Origin of the sequence: Microbacterium sp. SORGH_AS_0862, assembly GCF_030818795.1 — a bacterium.
In the GTDB taxonomy this organism is placed as follows: domain Bacteria; phylum Actinomycetota; class Actinomycetes; order Actinomycetales; family Microbacteriaceae; genus Microbacterium.
The window spans coordinates 1524689-1542571 of sequence record NZ_JAUTAY010000001.1; the positions used below are offsets into that span (position 1 = coordinate 1524689).

19 protein-coding genes and 3 pseudogenes are annotated in these 17883 nt (G+C 70.4%); 10 read left to right on the forward strand and 12 right to left on the reverse strand.

Going from position 1 to position 17883, the window contains the following annotated elements; translation table 11 throughout:
• Window positions 1-32 precede the first annotated feature (32 nt).
• The 8 genes and pseudogenes from QE377_RS07225 to QE377_RS07260 form a co-directional block, all read right to left on the reverse strand.
• A pseudogene (locus QE377_RS07225) lies at window positions 33-894 on the reverse strand (metal ABC transporter permease).
• Window positions 891-1712 (reverse strand): metal ABC transporter ATP-binding protein, encoded by an 822-nt coding sequence (locus QE377_RS07230; protein ID WP_307321196.1) that lies wholly within the window; start codon window positions 1710-1712, stop codon window positions 891-893. The pseudogene QE377_RS07225 and the gene QE377_RS07230 overlap by 4 nt, the downstream one beginning before the upstream one ends.
• Window positions 1709-2704 carry a metal ABC transporter solute-binding protein, Zn/Mn family gene (locus tag QE377_RS07235; RefSeq protein WP_307321199.1) on the reverse strand — a complete coding sequence of 332 codons (996 nt, stop codon included), beginning with the start codon at window positions 2702-2704 and terminating at the stop codon, window positions 1709-1711. The genes QE377_RS07230 and QE377_RS07235 overlap by 4 nt, the downstream gene beginning before the upstream one ends.
• A gap of 32 nt (window positions 2705-2736) precedes the next feature.
• Window positions 2737-2874, reverse strand: a complete 138-nt coding sequence (locus QE377_RS07240) for a hypothetical protein (protein WP_307321202.1) — start codon at window positions 2872-2874, stop codon at window positions 2737-2739.
• Window positions 2875-3222: 348 nt separating this feature from the next.
• Window positions 3223-4536, reverse strand: coding sequence for a dihydrolipoamide acetyltransferase family protein (locus QE377_RS07245; protein ID WP_307321205.1), 1314 nt, complete (start codon window positions 4534-4536; stop codon window positions 3223-3225).
• Between the two features lie 146 nt (window positions 4537-4682).
• A complete protein-coding gene (locus QE377_RS07250) occupies window positions 4683-5666 on the reverse strand; it encodes an alpha-ketoacid dehydrogenase subunit beta (protein WP_307321208.1) in 984 nt (327 codons plus the stop codon).
• Window positions 5663-6770: pseudogene (locus tag QE377_RS07255) on the reverse strand (thiamine pyrophosphate-dependent enzyme). The gene QE377_RS07250 and the pseudogene QE377_RS07255 overlap by 4 nt, the downstream one beginning before the upstream one ends.
• Window positions 6771-6825: 55 nt before the next feature.
• A pseudogene (locus QE377_RS07260) lies at window positions 6826-7924 on the reverse strand (histidinol-phosphate transaminase).
• 48 nt (window positions 7925-7972) lie between these two features.
• Between QE377_RS07260 and QE377_RS07265 the strand changes: the two are divergent.
• On the forward strand, window positions 7973-8365 hold the full coding sequence (locus QE377_RS07265; protein ID WP_234074025.1) for a phage holin family protein: 393 nt from the start codon (window positions 7973-7975) through the stop codon (window positions 8363-8365).
• On the opposite strand, the gene QE377_RS07270 is transcribed toward QE377_RS07265, so the two are convergent.
• Window positions 8337-9662: a hypothetical protein gene (locus tag QE377_RS07270; RefSeq protein ID WP_307321215.1), complete on the reverse strand. Its 1326-nt coding sequence runs from the start codon at window positions 9660-9662 to the stop codon at window positions 8337-8339. The two genes, QE377_RS07265 and QE377_RS07270, sit on opposite strands and share 29 nt — an antisense overlap.
• Entirely contained in the window at window positions 9650-9937 is a 288-nt protein-coding gene (locus tag QE377_RS07275; protein ID WP_307321218.1) for a hypothetical protein, read from the reverse strand. The genes QE377_RS07270 and QE377_RS07275 overlap by 13 nt, the downstream gene beginning before the upstream one ends.
• A gap of 114 nt (window positions 9938-10051) precedes the next feature.
• Between QE377_RS07275 and QE377_RS07280 the strand changes: the two genes are divergently transcribed.
• Window positions 10052-10555, forward strand: a complete 504-nt coding sequence (locus QE377_RS07280) for a low molecular weight protein-tyrosine-phosphatase (protein ID WP_307321221.1) — start codon at window positions 10052-10054, stop codon at window positions 10553-10555.
• The gene (gene purB / locus QE377_RS07285; protein WP_373459521.1) at window positions 10552-11967 is read left to right on the forward strand and encodes an adenylosuccinate lyase; all 1416 of its coding nucleotides are present in this window, start codon (window positions 10552-10554) and stop codon (window positions 11965-11967) included. The genes QE377_RS07280 and purB overlap by 4 nt, the downstream gene beginning before the upstream one ends.
• Window positions 11968-12246: 279 nt before the next feature.
• Here the strand turns inward: purB and QE377_RS07290 are convergent, their stop codons facing one another.
• The gene (locus tag QE377_RS07290; RefSeq protein ID WP_307321227.1) at window positions 12247-12597 is read right to left on the reverse strand and encodes an amino acid transporter; all 351 of its coding nucleotides are present in this window, start codon (window positions 12595-12597) and stop codon (window positions 12247-12249) included.
• Window positions 12594-13229 (reverse strand): acyl-CoA synthetase, encoded by a 636-nt coding sequence (locus QE377_RS07295; protein WP_307321231.1) that lies wholly within the window; start codon window positions 13227-13229, stop codon window positions 12594-12596. The genes QE377_RS07290 and QE377_RS07295 overlap by 4 nt, the downstream gene beginning before the upstream one ends.
• Before the next feature lie 115 nt (window positions 13230-13344).
• Between QE377_RS07295 and QE377_RS07300 the strand changes: the two genes are divergently transcribed.
• The 7 genes from QE377_RS07300 to QE377_RS07330 all read left to right on the forward strand — a co-directional run bounded on the left by QE377_RS07300 (window position 13345) and on the right by QE377_RS07330 (window position 17777).
• The gene (locus QE377_RS07300) at window positions 13345-14157 is read left to right on the forward strand and encodes a shikimate 5-dehydrogenase (RefSeq protein ID WP_307321234.1); all 813 of its coding nucleotides are present in this window, start codon (window positions 13345-13347) and stop codon (window positions 14155-14157) included.
• Window positions 14158-14227: 70 nt separating this feature from the next.
• Complete coding sequence (locus QE377_RS07305; RefSeq protein ID WP_307321237.1) at window positions 14228-15100, forward strand: DMT family transporter; 873 nt, start codon at window positions 14228-14230, stop codon at window positions 15098-15100.
• 74 nt (window positions 15101-15174) lie between these two features.
• Entirely contained in the window at window positions 15175-15531 is a 357-nt protein-coding gene (locus tag QE377_RS07310) for a helix-turn-helix transcriptional regulator (RefSeq protein WP_307325896.1), read from the forward strand.
• 29 nt (window positions 15532-15560) lie between these two features.
• Window positions 15561-15983: a VOC family protein gene (locus QE377_RS07315; RefSeq protein WP_234074031.1), complete on the forward strand. Its 423-nt coding sequence runs from the start codon at window positions 15561-15563 to the stop codon at window positions 15981-15983.
• A complete protein-coding gene (locus tag QE377_RS07320; RefSeq protein ID WP_307321242.1) occupies window positions 15980-16411 on the forward strand; it encodes a hypothetical protein in 432 nt (143 codons plus the stop codon). Before QE377_RS07315 ends, QE377_RS07320 begins: the two co-directional genes overlap by 4 nt.
• 59 nt (window positions 16412-16470) lie before the next feature.
• Window positions 16471-17196, forward strand: a complete 726-nt coding sequence (locus tag QE377_RS07325; protein ID WP_307321245.1) for a VIT family protein — start codon at window positions 16471-16473, stop codon at window positions 17194-17196.
• 251 nt (window positions 17197-17447) lie between these two features.
• On the forward strand, window positions 17448-17777 hold the full coding sequence (locus QE377_RS07330; RefSeq protein ID WP_307321248.1) for a hypothetical protein: 330 nt from the start codon (window positions 17448-17450) through the stop codon (window positions 17775-17777).
• Window positions 17778-17883: the final 106 nt, after the last annotated feature.

Here is a 17883-nt window from a genome sequence, read left to right on the forward strand (position 1 = left end):
CGCGCACCCTGGCAGCGGGCCGGGCGCTCTTCTCAGGCGGCACGCGTCACACGGTCGCGACGTGCTCCGATCGCGCGGCAGACGATGTAGATGACGAAGGAGATGGTCGTGATGTACGGGCTCACCGGCAGGGTGCCGGCCACGGCGAGCAGGATGCCGCCGACGGCGGAGACGACACCGAACAGGGCCGCCCACAGCGGCACCGCGAGCGGGCCGGTCGAGATCCGCATCGCGGCCGCCGCCGGGGTCACGAGCAACGCGAGCACGAGCAGGGCGCCGATGATGTGCACGGCGACGGCGACGATGAGCCCGAGCAGCAGCATGAACGCGAGCGAGACCGCCCTCGTGGGCACGCCGCGAGCGGCGGCCGACTGGGGATCCAGCGAGTCGAAGCGCAGCGGGCGCCAGATGAGCAGCAGGCCCACCAGCACCACGGCGGCGATCGCGATGAGCACGCCGAGCTGCCCCGTCTGAACGGAGACGATCTGGCCCGTCAGCAGGCTGAACCGGTTGGCGCTTCGCCCGTTGTACAGCGAGAGGAAGAGGATGCCGAGGCCGAGACCGAAGGGCATCAACACGCCGATGATCGAGTTCCGGTCGCGCGCGCGGGAGCCGAGCCAGCCGATGAGCGCGGCGGCGATCATCGAGCCGACGATGGATCCCGTCACGACGTCGAAGCCGAGCAGGAGGGCGGCAGCGGCGCCGGCGAACGAGAGCTCACTGATGCCGTGCACCGCGAAGGCCATGTCGCGCTGCATCACGAACACGCCGACGAGACCGCCGACGATGCCGAGGACGGCGCCCGCCCACACCGAGTTCTGTACGAGCTCGAGGATCTGGCCGTACTGGTGCCACGCCTCCGAACAGCGCGTCGCCGACGTCGCTCCAGTTCATGCGTGGTCCTCGTGGTCGTGATGGTGATGGTGCGACTGCTCCGCATCCGGTGCTCCGACGACGACGAGGCGTCCGCCCGCGCGCAGCACGTGCACGGGCGCGCCGTAGAGGTCGCTGAGCACGGCGGAGTCGAGCACCTGATCGGGGGTGCCGAGCATGAAGGTGCCGCCGGCGATGTAGAGGATGCGATCGACCGTGTCGAGGACCGGGTTGATGTCGTGGGTCACCAGCAGGACGCCGGCCTGGCGCTCGCGGCGATGCCGGTCGATCAGCGACACGACGGCCTGCTGGTTCGCGAGGTCGAGACTCGTCAGCGGCTCGTCGCACAGCAGCAGGCGCGGATCGTCGGCGAGCGCCTGTCCGACGCGGAGCCGCTGCTGCTCCCCGCCAGAGAGAAGTCCGACAGGACGGTCGGCGAAGGCTTCAGCACCCACGGCGGTGAGGAGCTCGTCGACGCGCGCCCGGTCACGTCGGCGGGAGATCGGCAGGCCGAAGCGGTGGCCGTCCACGCCGAGGGCGACGACGTCGCGCCCGCGCATCGAGGTGTCGCGCGGCAGCGGGCGCTGCTGGGGGATGTAACCGATGCGCCGGTTCCCCGCACGGGTGACCGGCGCCCCGAGAGCGGTGATCGTTCCCTCGCTGAGCCTGTCGAGGCCGAGGATGGCCCGCAACAGCGTCGTCTTGCCCGCGCCGCTGGGGCCCAGAACCGCCACCAGCTCGCCGGGTGCGACGGTCAGATCCAGCCCGCGCCACAAGTCGCGTCCGCCGCGCCGAAGCGCAGCGGACGCGATGACGAGCGGGTCGCGCTCGGGCGTCACTTGGCGAGGGCTCCGGCGAGGTCCTCGATGTTCTTCTGCATCCACTGGATGTAAGTCTGGTCGTCGGGGCGCGTTTCCGTGAACTCGAGCACCGGAACACCCGCGGTGCCCGCCGCGTCGATGATCTGCATCGTCTCGGCGCCACCCGCCTGCGCGTTGGCGATCACGACCTTGACCTCTCCCGACTTGACCTCGTCGAGAGCCTCGAGCAGAACGGCCGCCGGAACGTCCTGGCCTTCTTCGACGGCCTCGCTGAACTCGTCCGGCGTGGCGTTCTCGAGTCCGGCAGCGGCGATCAGGTAGCCCGGCACCGGCTCGGTCACGAAGACCTCGGCACCGCCGTGGGCAGCCTTGATGTCGTCGAGGGACTTCTCGAGACCGGCGACCTGTGCGAGGAAAGCTGTCGAGTTCGCCTGGAAGGTGTCCGCCTTGTCGGGAACGAGACGCGAGAGCTCCTCGGTGATGGCCTCGGTCACGTGCTCGATCGTGTGCGGGTCGTACCAGACGTGCTCGTTGAAGCCCTCGATGTGGTCGTGGTCGTGCTCCAGCTCGGAGTGCGGGCTCGCCTCGAGCTCCTCCGTGTCGTGCTCGGTCGCCTCGGTGCCCTGCCAGCTGTCGGAGTACTCGGCGGCCACGATCACCGGCGCCTCGGACTTGCTCGCGTCGATGAGCGAGTCCATGAACGCGTCATAGCCGCCGCCGTTCTGGATGATGAGGTCGGCCTTCTGGACCGTCAGCTGGTCCGCTGCGGTGGCCTCGTAGTCGTGGGGGTCCTGCGCGGCGGACGAGATCACGGGCGTGATCGTGGCCGCATCCCCCGCGATCTCCTCGGCGATCTGGCTGTAGACGTTCGTCGAGGTGACGATGGTGATCGCGCCGTCGGATGCGGAGCTCTGCGACGGATCGGCCGTGGCCGACGCGCATCCGGCGAGCGTGAGGGCGGCGCCGGCGACGAAGGCGGGCACGAGGAGAAGTCGGGTCTTCAGGGGCATGGCGGTCACTCTACGCCTACTGATAATCGTTATCAAAATCGCTGCAGCAGGCGCTTCGCGGCCACGACAGTGCCCGCATCCGGCGCGTGCCGCATCCGCATCCGCCGCGTCTTTCCGCCGATCTCACCGTTCTTCGCTCTCGCCCCCTCTCTGACCGAGTTGCGTCGCATGTGCGCATCTGCGCCACTTCTGCGCAAACGCATCAGTCATTGACAGGCGCGCTTGCGCAAAAGTGTGGCCCTTCCACGCGGACGCTCCTGCCGGCACACCAGGCCGTGATGGCGTTCTGCCTCGGGCTCGGTGAGCCGCATCCAATGCAGCGGGGGCGCTGGGGGCGTATCGTGCGGGCCTGGCGCCGCCGCATCCGCCACACTTCTGCGCAGATGCGACAGAGAATGACTGTGGCGGATGCGGAGACGTGTCGCATCTGCGCAGATGCGACGCAACTCGTGCATAGGCCGACGGCACCACCGCGAACGGCACACAACCGCGAGCGGCGATGTGCGCCACGTACGGGGTCACTCCACGAGGAGGGCGGGCTCCTCGAGCACGGCGGCGACGTCGGCGATGAAGCGGCTCATGCCGTCACCGTCGATGACGCGGTGATCGAACGAACCGGACACCGTGGTCACGAAGCGCGGGCGCACCTCGCCGTCCACCACCCACGGCTTCTGCCGGATCGTTCCCATCGCGATGATCCCGGCCTCGCCCGGGTTGATGATGGGGGTCCCCGCATCCATCCCGAAGACGCCGATGTTGGTGATCGTGATCGTGCCCTGCCGCTGGTCGGCGGGCGGGGTCTTGCCCTCGCGCGCCGTGAGCGTCAGGCGCTCCAGGGCCTTCGCCAGCTCACGCATGCTCAGGTTCTGGGCGTCCTTGATGTTCGGGACGATCAGACCGCGCGGCGTCGCCGCCGCGATGCCGAGGTTCACGTAGTGGCGGAGGTTGATCTGCGCACCGTCGTCGCCGTCGACCCAGGCGGCGTTGACCATGGGCGTGCGACGCACGGCCCAGATGACCGCGCGGGCCATGATCAGCAGCGGCGAGACCTTCGTGTCGGCGTAGTCGGGCGACGCCTTCAGGCGCTTCACGAGCTCCATCGTGCGGGTCGCGTCGACGTCGGTCCACACCGTCACGTGCGGGGCGGAGTAGGCGCTTCGCACCATCGAGCCGGCCGTCGCCTTGCGCACGCCGCGCACCGGGATGGACTCCTCGCGCGGGTCGGCCTCGGCGACGGATGCGGCGACCGGGATCGTCTCCTCGCGCACCTCGGGCCACTCCGGCGTCTCGATGTTGCGGAACACGCTCGCTTGCGACGCGTGCTTCACGACGTCGTCGCGCGTCACCTCGCCGCCGGCACCGCTCGGCGTCACCGCGGACAGGTCGACGCCCAGGTCGCGGGCGAGCTTGCGGATCGGCGGCTTCGCCACGACCCCGGCGGCGGATGCGGCCGGCGCCGCGGCGGGCTTGCGGCGTCGCGAGGTGACGGCACCGGCGGAGCCGTAGCCGACGAGGACGGAACCGCCGGCCTCGGGCTCGGCCGCGGGGAGCACCGGGTCGCCGGGCGCGGGGACATCGGATGCGGGAGCCGCCGCATCCGCGATGGTGATGATGGGAGCTCCGACGTCGACCGTCTGCCCCTCCTCGACGAGCACCTCGCCAACCACGCCCGCGAAGGGCGACGGCAGCTCGACCAGCGACTTGGCCGTCTCGATCTCCACGATCACGTCGTTGACGGCGACCGTGTCACCGCTCTTGACGTGCCAGGTGACGATCTCGGCGTCGGTGAGACCCTCGCCGACATCCGGGAGGTGGAAGGTCTGCGTGCTCATTGCGGTTCCTTTCGCCGGTTCCTCACCCTCGAGACTGGGCGCACGCGTCCAGAGGCTCCGCGGCAGCGTAGCTGCCCTGGAGTGGACGTGGGGACATTCTCGCGGTCATGAGGGGCGGGATGGGGCGTCGGTAGGGGCGGGAGGGGTCAGTAGGCGAGGGCGCGGTCGACGGCCTCGAGGATGCGGTCGGCATCGGGCAGGTACTGCCCCTCGAGCTTGGCGGGCGGGAAGGGCACGTCGAACCCGGACACGCGCAGCACCGGTGCCTCGAGCGAGTAGAACGCGCGCTCGGTGACGGTCGCGGCGATCTCGGAGCCGAGCGAGGTGAACTGCGGCGCCTCCTGCGCGTAGACCATGCGCCCGGTGCGGGCGACGGAATCGAGGATGGGGCCGTAATCCACCGGCGAGAGCGAGCGCAGGTCGACGACCTCGCAACTGGTCCCCTCGCTCTCGGCGAGCGCGGCCGCCTGCAACAGGGTCGAGACCATCGCGCCGTGCCCGACGAGAGTCACATCGGTGCCCCGCCGCACGATGCGGGAGGCGTGCAGGGGCAGCGCGCGAGCGGACAGGTCCACCTCGCCCTTGGGCCAGTAGCGGCTCTTCGGCTCGAGGAAGACGACCGGGTCGTCGGAGGCGATCGCATCCTGGATCATCCAGTACGCGTCGTTCGGCGTGGACGGACTCACCACACGCAGGCCCGGGGTGTGCGTGAAGTACGCCTCGGGGCTCTCCTGATGGTGCTCGACGGCGCCGATGTGCCCGCCATAGGGGATGCGGATGACCACCGGCATACGCAGCGCGCCCTCGTGACGGTTGGTCAGCTTGGCGAGCTGCGTGGTGATCTGGTCGAACCCGGGGAAGACGAAGCCGTCGAACTGGATCTCGCACACGGGTCGGAACCCGCCCATCGCGAGACCGATCGCGGCGCCGATGATGCCCGACTCGGCGAGCGGGGTGTCGATCACGCGGTTCTTGCCGAACTCGGCCTGCAGGCCCTCGGTGACGCGGAAGACGCCCCCGAGCGGACCGATGTCCTCGCCCATCAGCAGCACGCGGTCACTGTCGCGCATGGCCTGGGCCATACCCGCGTTCAGGGCCTTGCTCATCGGCAGGGTGGTCATCTCGCTCATGCCTGACCTCCCTCGAGGGACGCTTCGTACTCGGCCAGCCAGCGTTTCTGCTCGTCGACGAGCGGATGCGGCTCGCTGTAGACGTGGTCGAACATCATCTCCGTGCCGATGGAACCGAGCGCCACCGTGCGGGCGCGGACGTCTTCGGCGTAGTCGGCGGCGGCCGCGTCCACGTCGGCGAAGAACGCGTCCGACGCGCCGCGCGAGCGCAGGTAGGCCGCCATCCGGGCGATCGGGTCGCGCTCGGCCCAGGACTGCTCCTCGGCGGAGGTGCGGTACTTGGTGGGGTCGTCGCTGGTCGTGTGCGCGCCCATGCGGTACGTCATCGCCTCGATCGCGCGGGGTCCGCCGCCGGCGCGCGCCTCGTCGAGGGCCTGGCGCGTGACGGCGAAGCTCGCCAGCACGTCGTTGCCGTCGACCTGGACGCTCGGCATGCCGTAGCCCTCGCCGCGACGGTAGAGCGGCGCCGAGGCCTGGGTGGCAACGGGGACCGAGATGGCCCACTGGTTGTTCTGGAGAAAGAACACCTGCGGTGCCCGATAGCTCGCCGCGAAGACCATGGCCTCGTGCACATCGCCCTGGCTGGACGCGCCGTCGCCGTAGTAGACGATGACGGCCTCGTCGCGGTCGAGGTCGCCGGTGCCGGTTTTGCCGTCGAAGACGAGGCTCATGCCGAAGCCGGCGGGCGTGCAGCGTCTGCGAGCCGAGCACGAGCGTGTAGATGTGCGTGTTGCCGTTCTTCGGGTCGTACGGGTTCCACCCGCCGTGGGTGAGGCCGCGCATGAGCCGCACGATGTCGATCGGGTCGACGCCGCGGATGGTGCACACGACGTGCTCGCGATACGAGGGGAAGAGGTGGTCCTGCGCTCTCGCGGCGTGGGCGGATCCGACCTGCGCGGCCTCCTGACCCCAGCTCGGCGGCCAGAGGGCGAGCTGACCCTGACGCTGCAGGTTCGTCGCCTGCCGATCGAAGGCGCGCACGACCACCATGTCGCGGTAGAAGGTCTCGAGCTGGGCGTCGTCGATCGCGGCCACGGCGGCGAGGTAGGGCTCGGCGGCGGGGGTCGGCGCGAACGAACCGTCCGCCGCCAGCACCCGCACCATCCGCGCGTCGTCGTCGGCCGGAGAGAACGTGTCGGGCGAGGTCACGGGCTCTACGCTATCTGCTGGCGGGATGGCCCTCTGGGAGGTCACGTACAACGGATGCGGCAATTCGTAGGATCTGCTCGACAGACTCCTCTTCGCCGATCGAGATCCGCACGCCGTCTCCCGCGAAGGGGCGGACCACCAAGCCGCCCTCGTCGAAGGCCGCCGCGGCGTCGGTCGTGGCCTCTCCCGTGGCGAGCCAGACGAAGTTGCCCTGCGCGTCGGGGACCCGCCATCCTGCGTCGCGGAGTCCCGCGACGACCCGGTCGCGGCGCTCGGCGATCACCCGCACGCGCTCGAGCAGCTCGGCGTCGGCGTCGAGGCTCGCGAGCGCCGCCTCTTCGGCGGTGGCGGTAACCGAGAGCGGGATGGCGACGGCGCGCGCCGCATCCAGTACGCGACGGTGGCCGATCGCGTATCCGATGCGCAGCCCCGCAAGCCCGTAGGCCTTCGAGAAGGTGCGCAGCGCCACGACGTTCGGGCGGGTGACGCCCGTGCGGCGCAGGCCGTCGACCGCATCCGGCGCGGTCACGAACTCGGGCGTACGCCTCGTCGAGGATGACGAGCACGTCGGCGGGAACCGCCGCGACGAAGGTGTCGAACTCGTCCTGCGTCACGACCGGGCCCGTGGGGTTGTTCGGGCTGCACACGATGACGGCGCGCGTGCGCGGCGTGATCGCCGCGGCCATCGCCACCAGGTCGTGACGGCCCTCGGACGTCAGCGGCACCTCGACGCGGTCGGCGCCGGCGACCGTGACGAAGCTCGGGTAGGCCTCGAAGGACCGCCACGCGTAGACGACCTCGTCGCCGGGGCCCGCGACCGCGAGGATCAGCTGCGAGAGCAGCGATGCACTTCCGGCGCCGATGTGCACCTCGTCGGCGTCGACGCCGTAGCGCTCGGCCAGACGCACGCGGAGCCTCGCCGCGGTCGCGTCCGGGTAGCGGTTCACCGTCTCGGCGGCGCGGAGGGCGGCCAGCACTCGCGGCAGCGGCGCGAAGGGGTTCTCGTTGCTCGAGAGCTTGAACGCGTCGGCACCGGCCGGCTTTCCCTGTCGGTAGACCGGCAGGGCCGCGATCTCGGGGCGCACACGAACGGGAATCGGCTCTGTCACACCGAGAGTCTAGGAGCGCGGAAGCGGGGCGCGTGCCACACTTCCGGCATGGGCTTTCTCATCCGCGTCGTGGTGAATGCGTTCTCCATCTGGGTCGTGACCCTCATCCCGGTGCTCGGCGTCAGCGTCATCGCGTTCCCGCCGGGCGGAACGCTCGAGATCGTGCTGTCGCTGCTGATCGTGGCGCTCGTCTTCGCACTCGTGAACACGATCGTCGGATCGGTCGTGAAGGTGATCGCGTTCCCGCTCTACGTGCTCACACTCGGTCTGTTCTCGCTCATCGTGAACGGGTTCCTGCTCTGGCTGACCAGCTGGATCACCGAGTTCTGGGACTGGGGCCTGCGCGTCGAGAGCTTCTGGTGGGGCGTCGTCGCGGCCCTCGTCATCGCCGTCATCAACGGCATCTTCGGCGTCATCCTGCGCCCGAAGCGACGGGACTGACCGCACCGCCGCGCCGCCGGGGCACGGCATCGACCTGGCGCGCCCCGAACTCCTGCGTCGAGATGAGACGGGCGCCCTCGAGCTCGGCCATGCGCTCGTGCACCGCGGCGACGCGCGGATCGGCCGAAGCGTCGACGAGTTCGGCGGTGTCGGCGTAGGCGCTGAGATGGTGCGCGGGCAAGCCGAGATCCTGCGGGCCCGGCGCGGGGTCCACGACGCGCGTGGCGACGAAGCTCCCCTCCGCCCCCACGCGCGTGGCGAACCCTCCGCCGGCGAGCATCGCCACCGGGTCGTCGCCGTGCCGCAGGTCGACGGCCATCGCCTCGGCGCCGGGGTCGGCGGCGGTCGGCGAGCCCGCGGTCCCGACGACGCGCACGTCGTAGTCTCCGGTCGTCGCGACCTGGCCCACCAGCATCCCGCCCTGCGAGTGGCCGTAGAGATAGAGCGTGTCGCCGGGGCGCACACCCGCCTCGGCGAGCATCGCCGTCAGCGCCAGGTAGGCGTCGGACTGCTCCCCGCCGTACCCCTGGAGGTTGGAGAGCATGTCCCACACCTCGTCGCCGCCGAGTCCGCTCGTGCCGGCGACGTACACGGCGTACGCGGTTCCGGATGCGGTCGCGTACTTCTCGATGCGCACCCGCGCCTCGCCGCCCTGCGGGATCCGGCCGAGAGCCGGCGCGAGGGCTGCGGGGGCCGCGGCCGAATACTCGGCGGGGGGAAGCGGCACGATCTCCGGCACGGGTCGTCCCGTGGGCGCCAGGTGCGTGCCGAACGGGATGCGGCCGCGAGCCGCGGTGAGGCGCGCGATGGCCGCCCCCGACGCCAGACTTGCCCCGGCGAGGAAGGGCATCAGCAGGGTGAACCACGCCCAGCCGCCGCCGAGGCCGGCATCCGCCCGCAGCAGCTCTGCGGCCCCGGGGTAGGCCCGCTCGATCGCGGCGATGCGGTCTCGAGCGTGCGCGACGGCATCCGCGTCTCCCACGGCGGATGCGAGAGCCGCCTCGGCACGCATCTCGGCGAGCTCGTACGCCGCCGCGCACATCAGCAGCCGATCCTGCTGCTCCCGCGCGCGATCGGCCAGTGCGCCCACCTCACGCAGGCGGTCGTCCTGGGTGAGCCCCAGCACCGGCAGCATGTGCGCGCTGATCCGGGCATCGGCGCGGGCGATGTCGGCGACGGCCTCGTCCAGCCGCGCCGCCGCCCCGACCAGCACTGCGGCCGCATCCCGCAACCGCGCCGTGTCGACGGCGACCGCTCCGCCGGAGGAGATGTCGACCTCGTCGGTCACGACGACCATCCGAAGAGGTTGCCGCCACCCGTGACCAAGGCCCTAGTGCGGATCTCGGCGATCACGTCGTCGAGATCGAGCAGGCGCCGGCGCTCATCGGCGAGCGCGGTGGTCCAGGCGTCGTGCGCGAGCTGGAAGGCGCCCATCGCGGGCGACGCCCAGGCGGTCGCCGCGGCGAGGCCCGAGGCATCGCGGATGACCGTCTCGATGAGCTCCACAGCCGAGAGCACGTCGCGCCGCGCCGCGTCGAACGAGAAGACGACATCGTCGAGGGTGTCTGCCATCCCCCGATGCTCGCTCCGCGTCAGAGGCGCGAGGCGCGGCCGCATCCGATCCGAGGATCGCTCGCCGCGAGATCGCGACTGTGCAGGAGAGGTCGTCAGGACCACAATGGAGCCATGCCCGCGTCCTCGCCGTTCCGCGTGGTCTTCGTGTGCACCGGGAACATCTGCCGATCCCCGATGGCCGAGATCGTCTTCCGCTGGTTCGCGGAGTCAGTGGGGCTCGGCGACCGCGTGATCTCCACGAGCGCCGGCACCGGCGACTGGCACGTCGGCGAGCCGGCCGATCCGCGCACGGTCGAGGCCCTCGAGCGCCACGGGTACGACGGCCGACATCACCGCGCCCGCCAGTTCGACTTCTCGGACTATGAGCGCAACGACCTGGTCATCGCCCTCGACCGATCGCACGAACGCAACCTGCGCGCGTGGGCGCGGTCGGAGAACGATTCCGACAAGGTCGTGCTGCTGCGCGCGTTCGACCCGCAGACCGACGACAACCTGGATGTCCCCGACCCGTACTACGCCGGCCCCGAGGCGTTCGACGAGGTGCTCGCTATGATCGAGAGCGCGTGCCGGGCGCTCTTCCGGCAACTCGAACCCGCCATCCGCTCCGCGGGATGACCCGCGCGGCCCACCGCCCTCGACGGAGTACCGTGTCGAACTTCCCCGCCCAGCCGCTCAGCCCCCTCGACGGTCGTTACCAGGCCGCCGTCTCCGCCCTCGGCGGCTTCCTTTCGGAAGCAGGACTCAACCGCGCCCGCGTCGAGGTCGAGGTCGAGTGGCTCATCACCCTCACCGACCGGGGCCTGTTCGGACAGTCGCCGCTCTCGGACACCGAGAAGGAATCCCTCCGCGCGCTGTACCGCGACTTCGGTCAGGCGGAGATCGACTGGCTCGCCGAACGCGAGGCCGTCACGCGTCACGACGTGAAGGCCGTCGAGTACCTCGTACGCGATCGCCTGTCCTCCCTCGGACTCGACCGCATCGCCGAGCTCACGCACTTCGCCCTCACGAGCGAGGACGTCAATTCGACCTCGTACGCGCTCACGGTCCAGCGCGCCGTGACGCAGGTGTGGCTGCCGAAGCTGCGGCAGGTCATCGAGCGCCTGCGGGCGATCTCTGTCGAGCTGGCGGATGCGGCGATGCTCGCCCGCACCCACGGTCAGCCCGCGACCCCCACCACGATGGGCAAGGAGATCGCCGTCTTCGCGTGGCGCCTGGAGCGGGTGCTCGCACAGCTGGAGTCCTCGGAGTACCTGGCGAAGTTCTCCGGCGCCACCGGAACCTGGTCGGCCCACCTCGCGGCCGATCCGGATGCGGACTGGGTCGAGATCTCGCGCGGGTTCGTCGAGGGACTGGGGCTCGGGTTTAACGAGCTCACCACCCAGATCGAGTCACACGACTGGCAGGTCGAGCTCTACGACCGCGCGCGGCACGCCGGCGGCATCCTGCACAACCTCGCGACGGATGTGTGGACGTACATCTCCCTCGGCTATTTCGCCCAGATCCCGGTGGCGGGCGCGACCGGTTCGTCGACCATGCCGCACAAGATCAACCCCATCCGCTTCGAGAATGCGGAGGCGAACCTCGAGATCGCGGGAGGGTTGTTCCACACCCTGGCCGCGACCCTGGTCACGAGCCGCCTGCAGCGCGATCTCACCGACTCCACCACGCAGCGCAACATCGGCGTCGCGTTCGGTCATTCGCTGCTCGCGCTCGACAACCTGCTGCGCGGGCTCGGCGAGATCTCGCTCTCGCGCGAGATTCTGCTGGCCGACCTCGACACCAACTGGGAGGTGCTCGCCGAGGCCATCCAGACCGTCATCCGCGCCGAGGTCGTCGCGGGTCGCTCGCACATCACCGACCCGTACGCGCTGCTGAAGGAGCTCACCCGCGGTCATCGCGTCGGGGGTGCCGATCTCGCCGAGTTCGTGCGCGGCCTCGACATCGGGGACGCGGCGAAGGAGCGCCTGCTCGCGCTGACCCCGGCCACCTACACGGGCCTCGCCGCCTCTCTCGTCACCGGCGCCTGACGACCGGCGGCTCCTCGCATCCGGGCGGCGGCGCGCGTCCGGGGCGGCGCCGCATTCGGGGGCCGGGCTCCCTGCATCCGGGGCGCGCCGCATCCGGGGTCACGGCATGGGGCCCATCCCATCTCCCCACGCGAGACTGCATTCTCAGCACGAGATCGCTGTGTTCACCCGTGATCTCGTGCGAAAGATGCAGTCTCGCGGGATGGTAAAGACACGCGCGTGTGGGGCCGCGCGAGCGGGAGGCCCGCCCGAGGGCGTGTCCCCGCAGGCGCGCAGACGCTAGGCGCGGGGCGGGGTGTCGCCGTCGGCGGAGTCGGATGCGGGGCTGTCGCCGGATGCGTCCTCGGACTCCTCCTTGGGCAGCAGCACCGCACGATCGACCGTGCGGTTCACCTGCGCCGGGTCGACCGCGAGCATGAGCAGCGCGATGATCACGAGCGTCGCGATGAAGGTGATGCCGGCGACGATGCCGCCGACCATGAGGGCGTGGCCCGACTGTCCGGCGACCCGGTTCTGGAAGAAGCCCATCGAGACGAGTGTCACGATGCCGGCGAAGAGAGCGGCCGCGAGAGCGAGCCCGATCAGCTGAGCGGGCTTCATGAGGTCGCGACGGGTGGGCTTGTCTGTCATGCCGCCTCCTCGGGCGCGGGGGCGGACTCGCGGCGCGGGGAGAAGCCCGCGATCCCCAGGTAGACCGCGATGATCGCCGCATAGCCGCCGAAGAGTCCGACGGCGATCGTGATGCCGGTGAGCGTGAAGGAGCCGGCCTCTTCGATGCTGTACTGCAATGCATAGGCGGGCTGGACGGCGAGGGTGCCGAGCGCGAGCAGCACGCCGACGATGCCGACCGTCAACGCGTCGCGTGCCTCGGAACGGGCGACGCTGCCGCGCTCTGCGGCGCGCAGGCCCCGCAGGCCCGCGATGCCCTCGATGAGGCCGGTCACGAGCGCCCACGAGATGACGATCACGAAGAAGGCCAGCGTCGTGCGCAGGGTGGGGATGCCGGAGACACCGCCAGCGATGAGGGTGAGAGCACCCAGCACGACGGGCAGCCGGCGCTGACCGGGGCCGTACACGAGCCACGCCGAGAGCAGCCACACGATCGCCGACGCCATCGCGAAACCGCTGAAGACGGACAGTCCCACCGCGGCGGAGTGATCCGGCGAGAACGTGATCATGACGGCCGCGACGGCCGCGAAGAGGGCTCGAACCAGTTGGAGGTGGCGCGGCTCGAAGGCGCGCGCGGAAGAACTGCTGGTCATGGCTCGACTCGTGAGGTGGGGACGGCGGCGGAACGGATACCCCCAGTCTAGGTCGTGCTGATGAGGAGCCTGCCGTGAACGGACGACGGCGGCCGCTCGCGCGACACAATGAGGTGTGCCGATTCTCAACAAGGACATGACCCTGTGCATCTCGCTGGCCGGGCGACCCTCGAACATCGGGACGCGCTTCCACAACTACCTCTACGACGAGCTAGGTCTGAACTTCGTCTACAAGGCGTTCACGACCGATGACATCGCGGGGGCGATCACGGGAGTTCGCGCCCTGGGGATCCGCGGCTGCTCCGTGTCGATGCCCTTCAAGGAAGCCGTGATCCCGCTGCTCGACGAGATCGAGCCGTCCGCGGCCGCGATCGACTCCGTGAACACGATCGTCAACGACGGCGGCCGGCTGTCGGGCTCGAACACCGACTACGAGGCCGTGGCGCAGCTGCTCGCCGAGCACGCCGTCGACCCGGCCGCATCCGTGCTCGTGCGGGGGTCGGGCGGGATGGCGAAGGCCGTCGTCGCGGCGTTCCACGGTGCGGGCTTCCGCGATCTCACCGTCGTCGCCCGCAACGCCGAGGCGGGCCAGGCTCTCGCGGGGCGCTACGGGTTCCAGGCCGTCACGGAGGATCCGGCGCCCGGGCACGCGGTCATCGTGAACGTGACGCCGCTCGGCATGAACGGGGCGGATGCGGACGCGCTCGCCTTCAGCACGGCGCACATCGAAGCGGCGGAGCGCGTGTTCGACGTGGTCGCCTTTCCGTCCGAGACCCCCCTCATCCGCGCCGCGCGCGAACGGGGCGTCGCCGTCATCACGGGCGCCGAGGTCATCGCGCTCCAAGCAGCTCGGCAGTTCGCGCGCTATACGGGCGTGACGCCCACACCCGAGCAGGTGGCGCGCGCCTCGGAGTTCTCCCGCGCCTGAGCGAGCCCGGCGGCCACGCACTGCGGATTGGCCCCCGTGGCGAGAAGCCCCGCGCGGGCAGACTCGGGGGATGACGCGATCTGCCGCATCCGGACTGCTCTGGGGCGCGCTCGGCGTGCTGGCGTTCTCGTTCACGGTGATCTTCACGCGGATCGCCGTCGCCTCGCTGTCGCCTCTGTTCGTGGGTGCGGGGCGCGCGGTGGTCGCCGCGGCCCTCGCCGCCATCGCCCTGGCCGCGACCCGATCGCGTCTGCCGCGCGGCAGTCAATGGATGCGGCTCGCCGTGGTGGCCGGCGGCGTGGTCGCGGGCTTCCCGCTGCTCACCTCCTACGCGCTCACGGTGGCACCGGCGAGCCACGGCGCCGTCGTGATCGCGCTGCTGCCGGCCGCGACCGCTGTGGCCGCCGTTCTGCGCGCCGGCGAGCGCCCCGGACGGACGTTCTGGGTTCTCACTGCCGCCGGTGCCGTCGCGGCGACGGTGTTCGCGGTCATCGGCGGCGGATGGGGCGGCTTCCACTGGTCGGACCTGCTGCTGCTCGGGGCCGTCGCCGCCGCCGCGATCGGATACGCGGAAGGAGCGCTGCTGGCGCGCGAGCTCGGCTCGTGGCAGACGATCTCGTGGGCCCTCGTCGTCGCCGCCCCCGTGATGGCCGCGTTGACGGCGGTCTCGGCCGTCGCCGAGCCGCCGACGGCGACGCCGGGCCAGTGGGCGGCGTTCGGCTACCTCGCGGTGGTGAGCATGTTCCTCGGCTTCTTCGCCTGGTACCGCGGGCTGGCGATCGGGCCCATCACGCGCGTCAGCCAGCTGCAACTGGTGCAGCCGGTGCTCTCGATCGTGTGGGCGGCCCTGATCCTCGGCGAACCGTTGACCTGGGCGACCGTGCTCGGCGGAGCAGCGGTCATCCTGTGCGCGGCCGGCGCCGTGCGTAGCCGTGCGCGCTGAGCCGCTGGCATGATCGCCTCGTGGAGGTTCCCGACCTGGCGACGATCGCGCAGCTGCGGCGAGCGCGCGACCGCATGGACCGCGACTACGCGAAGCCGCTCGACGTCGAAGCGCTGGCACGCAGCATCCCGATGTCGGCCGGTCACTTCAGCCGGCAGTTCCGTCGCCTGTTCGGCGAGTCTCCCTACCAGTACCTGATGACGCGGCGCATCGAGAGGTCGATGACGCTGCTCCGCCGCGGCGATCTGAGTGTGACCGAGATCTGCTTCGCGGTCGGCTTCTCATCGCTGGGCACATTCAGCACGCGCTTCACCGAGCTCGTCGGCGTGCCTCCCAGCGTGTACCGCACGCTGGATCCGCCGTTTCGCGAGGGGATGCTGCCCTGCATCGCCAAGCACCTCACACGTCCGGTCAGGAATCGAGAAGCGTGACGGATGATCGGCGCCTTAGCGTGAGCGGCATGGACATCACGATTCACTCCAGCTTCCTTCCGCACACCGATCCTGAGGCGTCGCTCGCCTTCTACCGCGACGTGCTCGAGTTCGAGGTGCGACTCGACGTCGGATACGAGCAGATGCGCTGGATCACGGTCGGACCCGCCGGCCAGCCCTCGACCGCCATCGTGCTGCACCCGGCGAGCGTCGGGCGCGATCTGTCGGACGAGGAGCAGGAGTTCCTGCTCGCGCTGATCGCCAAGGGCAGCTACTTCGGCGTGAACCTCGCCACCGACGATCTCGACGCGGTCTTCGCACGCGTCGAGGCCTCGGGGGCCGATATCGTGCAGGAACCCATCGAGCAGGACTACGGGCTGCGGGATGCGGCGTTCCGCGATCCCGCGGGCAACCTCATCCGCATCCAGCAGAACAAGGAGCAGCAGGCATGAGCACGACAGGATTCTCCGCGCAGGAGCGCGAGGCCATGAAGCAGCGGGCGGCCGAGCTGAAGGAGATGAAGGGCGTGAAGGGCGCCGCGAAGCGGGCGAAGGAGTATGACGCCTGCCTCGAGGCCATCGACGCGCTCACCGGCAGCGACCGCCAGATCGCCGAACGACTGCATGTCATCGTCACCGAGGAGGCACCGGGGCTCGCACCCAAGACGTGGTACGGGTTCCCCTCGTACGCCAAGGACGACAAGGTGGTGGTGTTCTACCAGCCCGCGTCGAAGTTCGAGACCCGCTACGGCTCGATCGGCTTCAACGAGACCGCGACGCTCGATGACGGCGAGATGTGGCCGACCTCTTTCGCCGTGCTGGAGATGACGCCCGCCGCCGAGAAGACGTTCCGCGAGCTCGTGCGCCGCGCGGTCGACTGAGCCGCAAGCGCCGCCTTACCTTCGTGGCGGGTGCTGCGGCGCGGCAATAGCCTGACGGCGTGAGCGAATCCGCCGAGTACGGGGTCCACCCCGACGAGCCGCACCGTCAAGGCCTGTCGCAGCGCCTGAACTGGTTGCGCGCGGGTGTGCTGGGCGCCAACGACGGGATCGTCTCGACCGCCGCCGTCGTGGTCGGCGTCGCCGGGGCGACCTCCGACGTCGCCCCCGTCTTCCTCGCGGGCACGGCTGCTCTCGTCGGCGGCGCCATCTCGATGGCACTCGGCGAGTACGTGTCGGTGTCGAGCCAGCGCGACTCCGAGCGCGCGCTCATCGCGAAGGAGACGCGCGAACTGCGAGAGCAGCCCGAGGAGGAGTTCGAGGAGCTCATCGGGCTGTACCGGGCGCAGGGGCTCAGCGAAGAGACCGCGACCCGGGTTGCCAAGGAGCTCACGGCGAAGGATGCGTTGAAGGCGCATCTCTCGGCCGAACTCAACATCGACGCCGACGACGTGGTGAGCCCATGGCACGCGGCGCTCGCTTCCGCCATCGCGTTCTTCGTCGGGGCACTGCTGCCGATGGCCACGATCCTGCTGGCACCGCATCCGCTGCGCATCGCCCTGACCTTCGTCGCGGTGCTCATCGCGCTCGCGATCACCGGCTACGTCGCGGCGTGGATCGGCGGCGCAAACCGGCCCCGCGCGATCGCGCGGACGGTGATCGGCGGGGCACTCGCGCTCGTGGCGACCTACGCGGTGGGCAGCCTCTTCGGCACCACGGTCGGCTGACCTTCCCGGCCCCGCTGCGCCCGCGTCCGCCCTCCCCGCTTCGCGTTCCTTTCCCCCGCTTCGCGCACCTCTCTCCTTCCCGCTCGCCTCTCTCCTTCCCGCTCGCCTCTCTCCTACCCGCCGCCCTCCCCGCGCACCTCTCTCCTTCCCGCTTCCCTCCCCGCTCGCCTGTCACAGATCGACGCGAAGCGGTCGATCTGTGACAGGCGAAGCCGGTTCGGTACTGTCGGACAGTCGACCGAGGGGGAGAAGTGACCGCATCCGATCAGCCGATCCGCCGCCGCAAGCCGAAGCTGGATGCGTGGGGCACGACCGGTGTGGCCATGGCGGCGATCGCCATCCTGCCGACCCTCGGCATCTTCCTCATCGGCTTCATCCCCGACATGAACCCCATCTGGTGGCTGCGCATCCTGCTCATCCCGATGCTCGCCGTCATCGGCGCGGCCGTGCTGCTGCTGGGTGTCGGCGGCGTCGCCGTGGGCGCGCGGCGCGGCACGCCCTACGGCCTGTCGATCGCCCCGATCGTGCTCGGCGTCGTCATGATCGCCCCCATCGCCTGGCTCTGGTTCAGCGGCGCCTGAGCGGTCTCGCCCGTGTCGGCTGGTCACCGCCGGTCGGAGATTCGCGCGGATGTCGGAGGATGCAGGCCGCAACCTCCGACCGAAGCCCGTTTCTCCAACGCGACGG

What these genes read in the sequence shown, in the direction of transcription:
- QE377_RS07235 (WP_307321199.1), bottom strand. Translation starts at nt 2,704, where the DNA reads ATGCCCCTGAAGACCCGACTTCTCCTCGTGCCCGCCTTCGTCGCCGGC.
- QE377_RS07240 (WP_307321202.1), bottom strand. Translation starts at nt 2,874, where the DNA reads ATGCGACGCAACTCGGTCAGAGAGGGGGCGAGAGCGAAGAACGGTGAG.
- QE377_RS07245 (WP_307321205.1), bottom strand. Translation starts at nt 4,536, where the DNA reads ATGAGCACGCAGACCTTCCACCTCCCGGATGTCGGCGAGGGTCTCACC.
- QE377_RS07250 (WP_307321208.1), bottom strand. Translation starts at nt 5,666, where the DNA reads ATGAGCGAGATGACCACCCTGCCGATGAGCAAGGCCCTGAACGCGGGT.
- QE377_RS07265 (WP_234074025.1), top strand. Translation starts at nt 7,973, where the DNA reads ATGGGCTTTCTCATCCGCGTCGTGGTGAATGCGTTCTCCATCTGGGTC.
- QE377_RS07270 (WP_307321215.1), bottom strand. Translation starts at nt 9,662, where the DNA reads ATGGTCGTCGTGACCGACGAGGTCGACATCTCCTCCGGCGGAGCGGTC.
- QE377_RS07275 (WP_307321218.1), bottom strand. Translation starts at nt 9,937, where the DNA reads ATGGCAGACACCCTCGACGATGTCGTCTTCTCGTTCGACGCGGCGCGG.
- QE377_RS07280 (WP_307321221.1), top strand. Translation starts at nt 10,052, where the DNA reads ATGCCCGCGTCCTCGCCGTTCCGCGTGGTCTTCGTGTGCACCGGGAAC.
- purB (WP_373459521.1), top strand. Translation starts at nt 10,552, where the DNA reads ATGACCCGCGCGGCCCACCGCCCTCGACGGAGTACCGTGTCGAACTTC.
- QE377_RS07290 (WP_307321227.1), bottom strand. Translation starts at nt 12,597, where the DNA reads ATGACAGACAAGCCCACCCGTCGCGACCTCATGAAGCCCGCTCAGCTG.
- QE377_RS07295 (WP_307321231.1), bottom strand. Translation starts at nt 13,229, where the DNA reads ATGACCAGCAGTTCTTCCGCGCGCGCCTTCGAGCCGCGCCACCTCCAA.
- QE377_RS07305 (WP_307321237.1), top strand. Translation starts at nt 14,228, where the DNA reads ATGACGCGATCTGCCGCATCCGGACTGCTCTGGGGCGCGCTCGGCGTG.
- QE377_RS07310 (WP_307325896.1), top strand. Translation starts at nt 15,175, where the DNA reads ATGGACCGCGACTACGCGAAGCCGCTCGACGTCGAAGCGCTGGCACGC.
- QE377_RS07315 (WP_234074031.1), top strand. Translation starts at nt 15,561, where the DNA reads ATGGACATCACGATTCACTCCAGCTTCCTTCCGCACACCGATCCTGAG.
- QE377_RS07320 (WP_307321242.1), top strand. Translation starts at nt 15,980, where the DNA reads ATGAGCACGACAGGATTCTCCGCGCAGGAGCGCGAGGCCATGAAGCAG.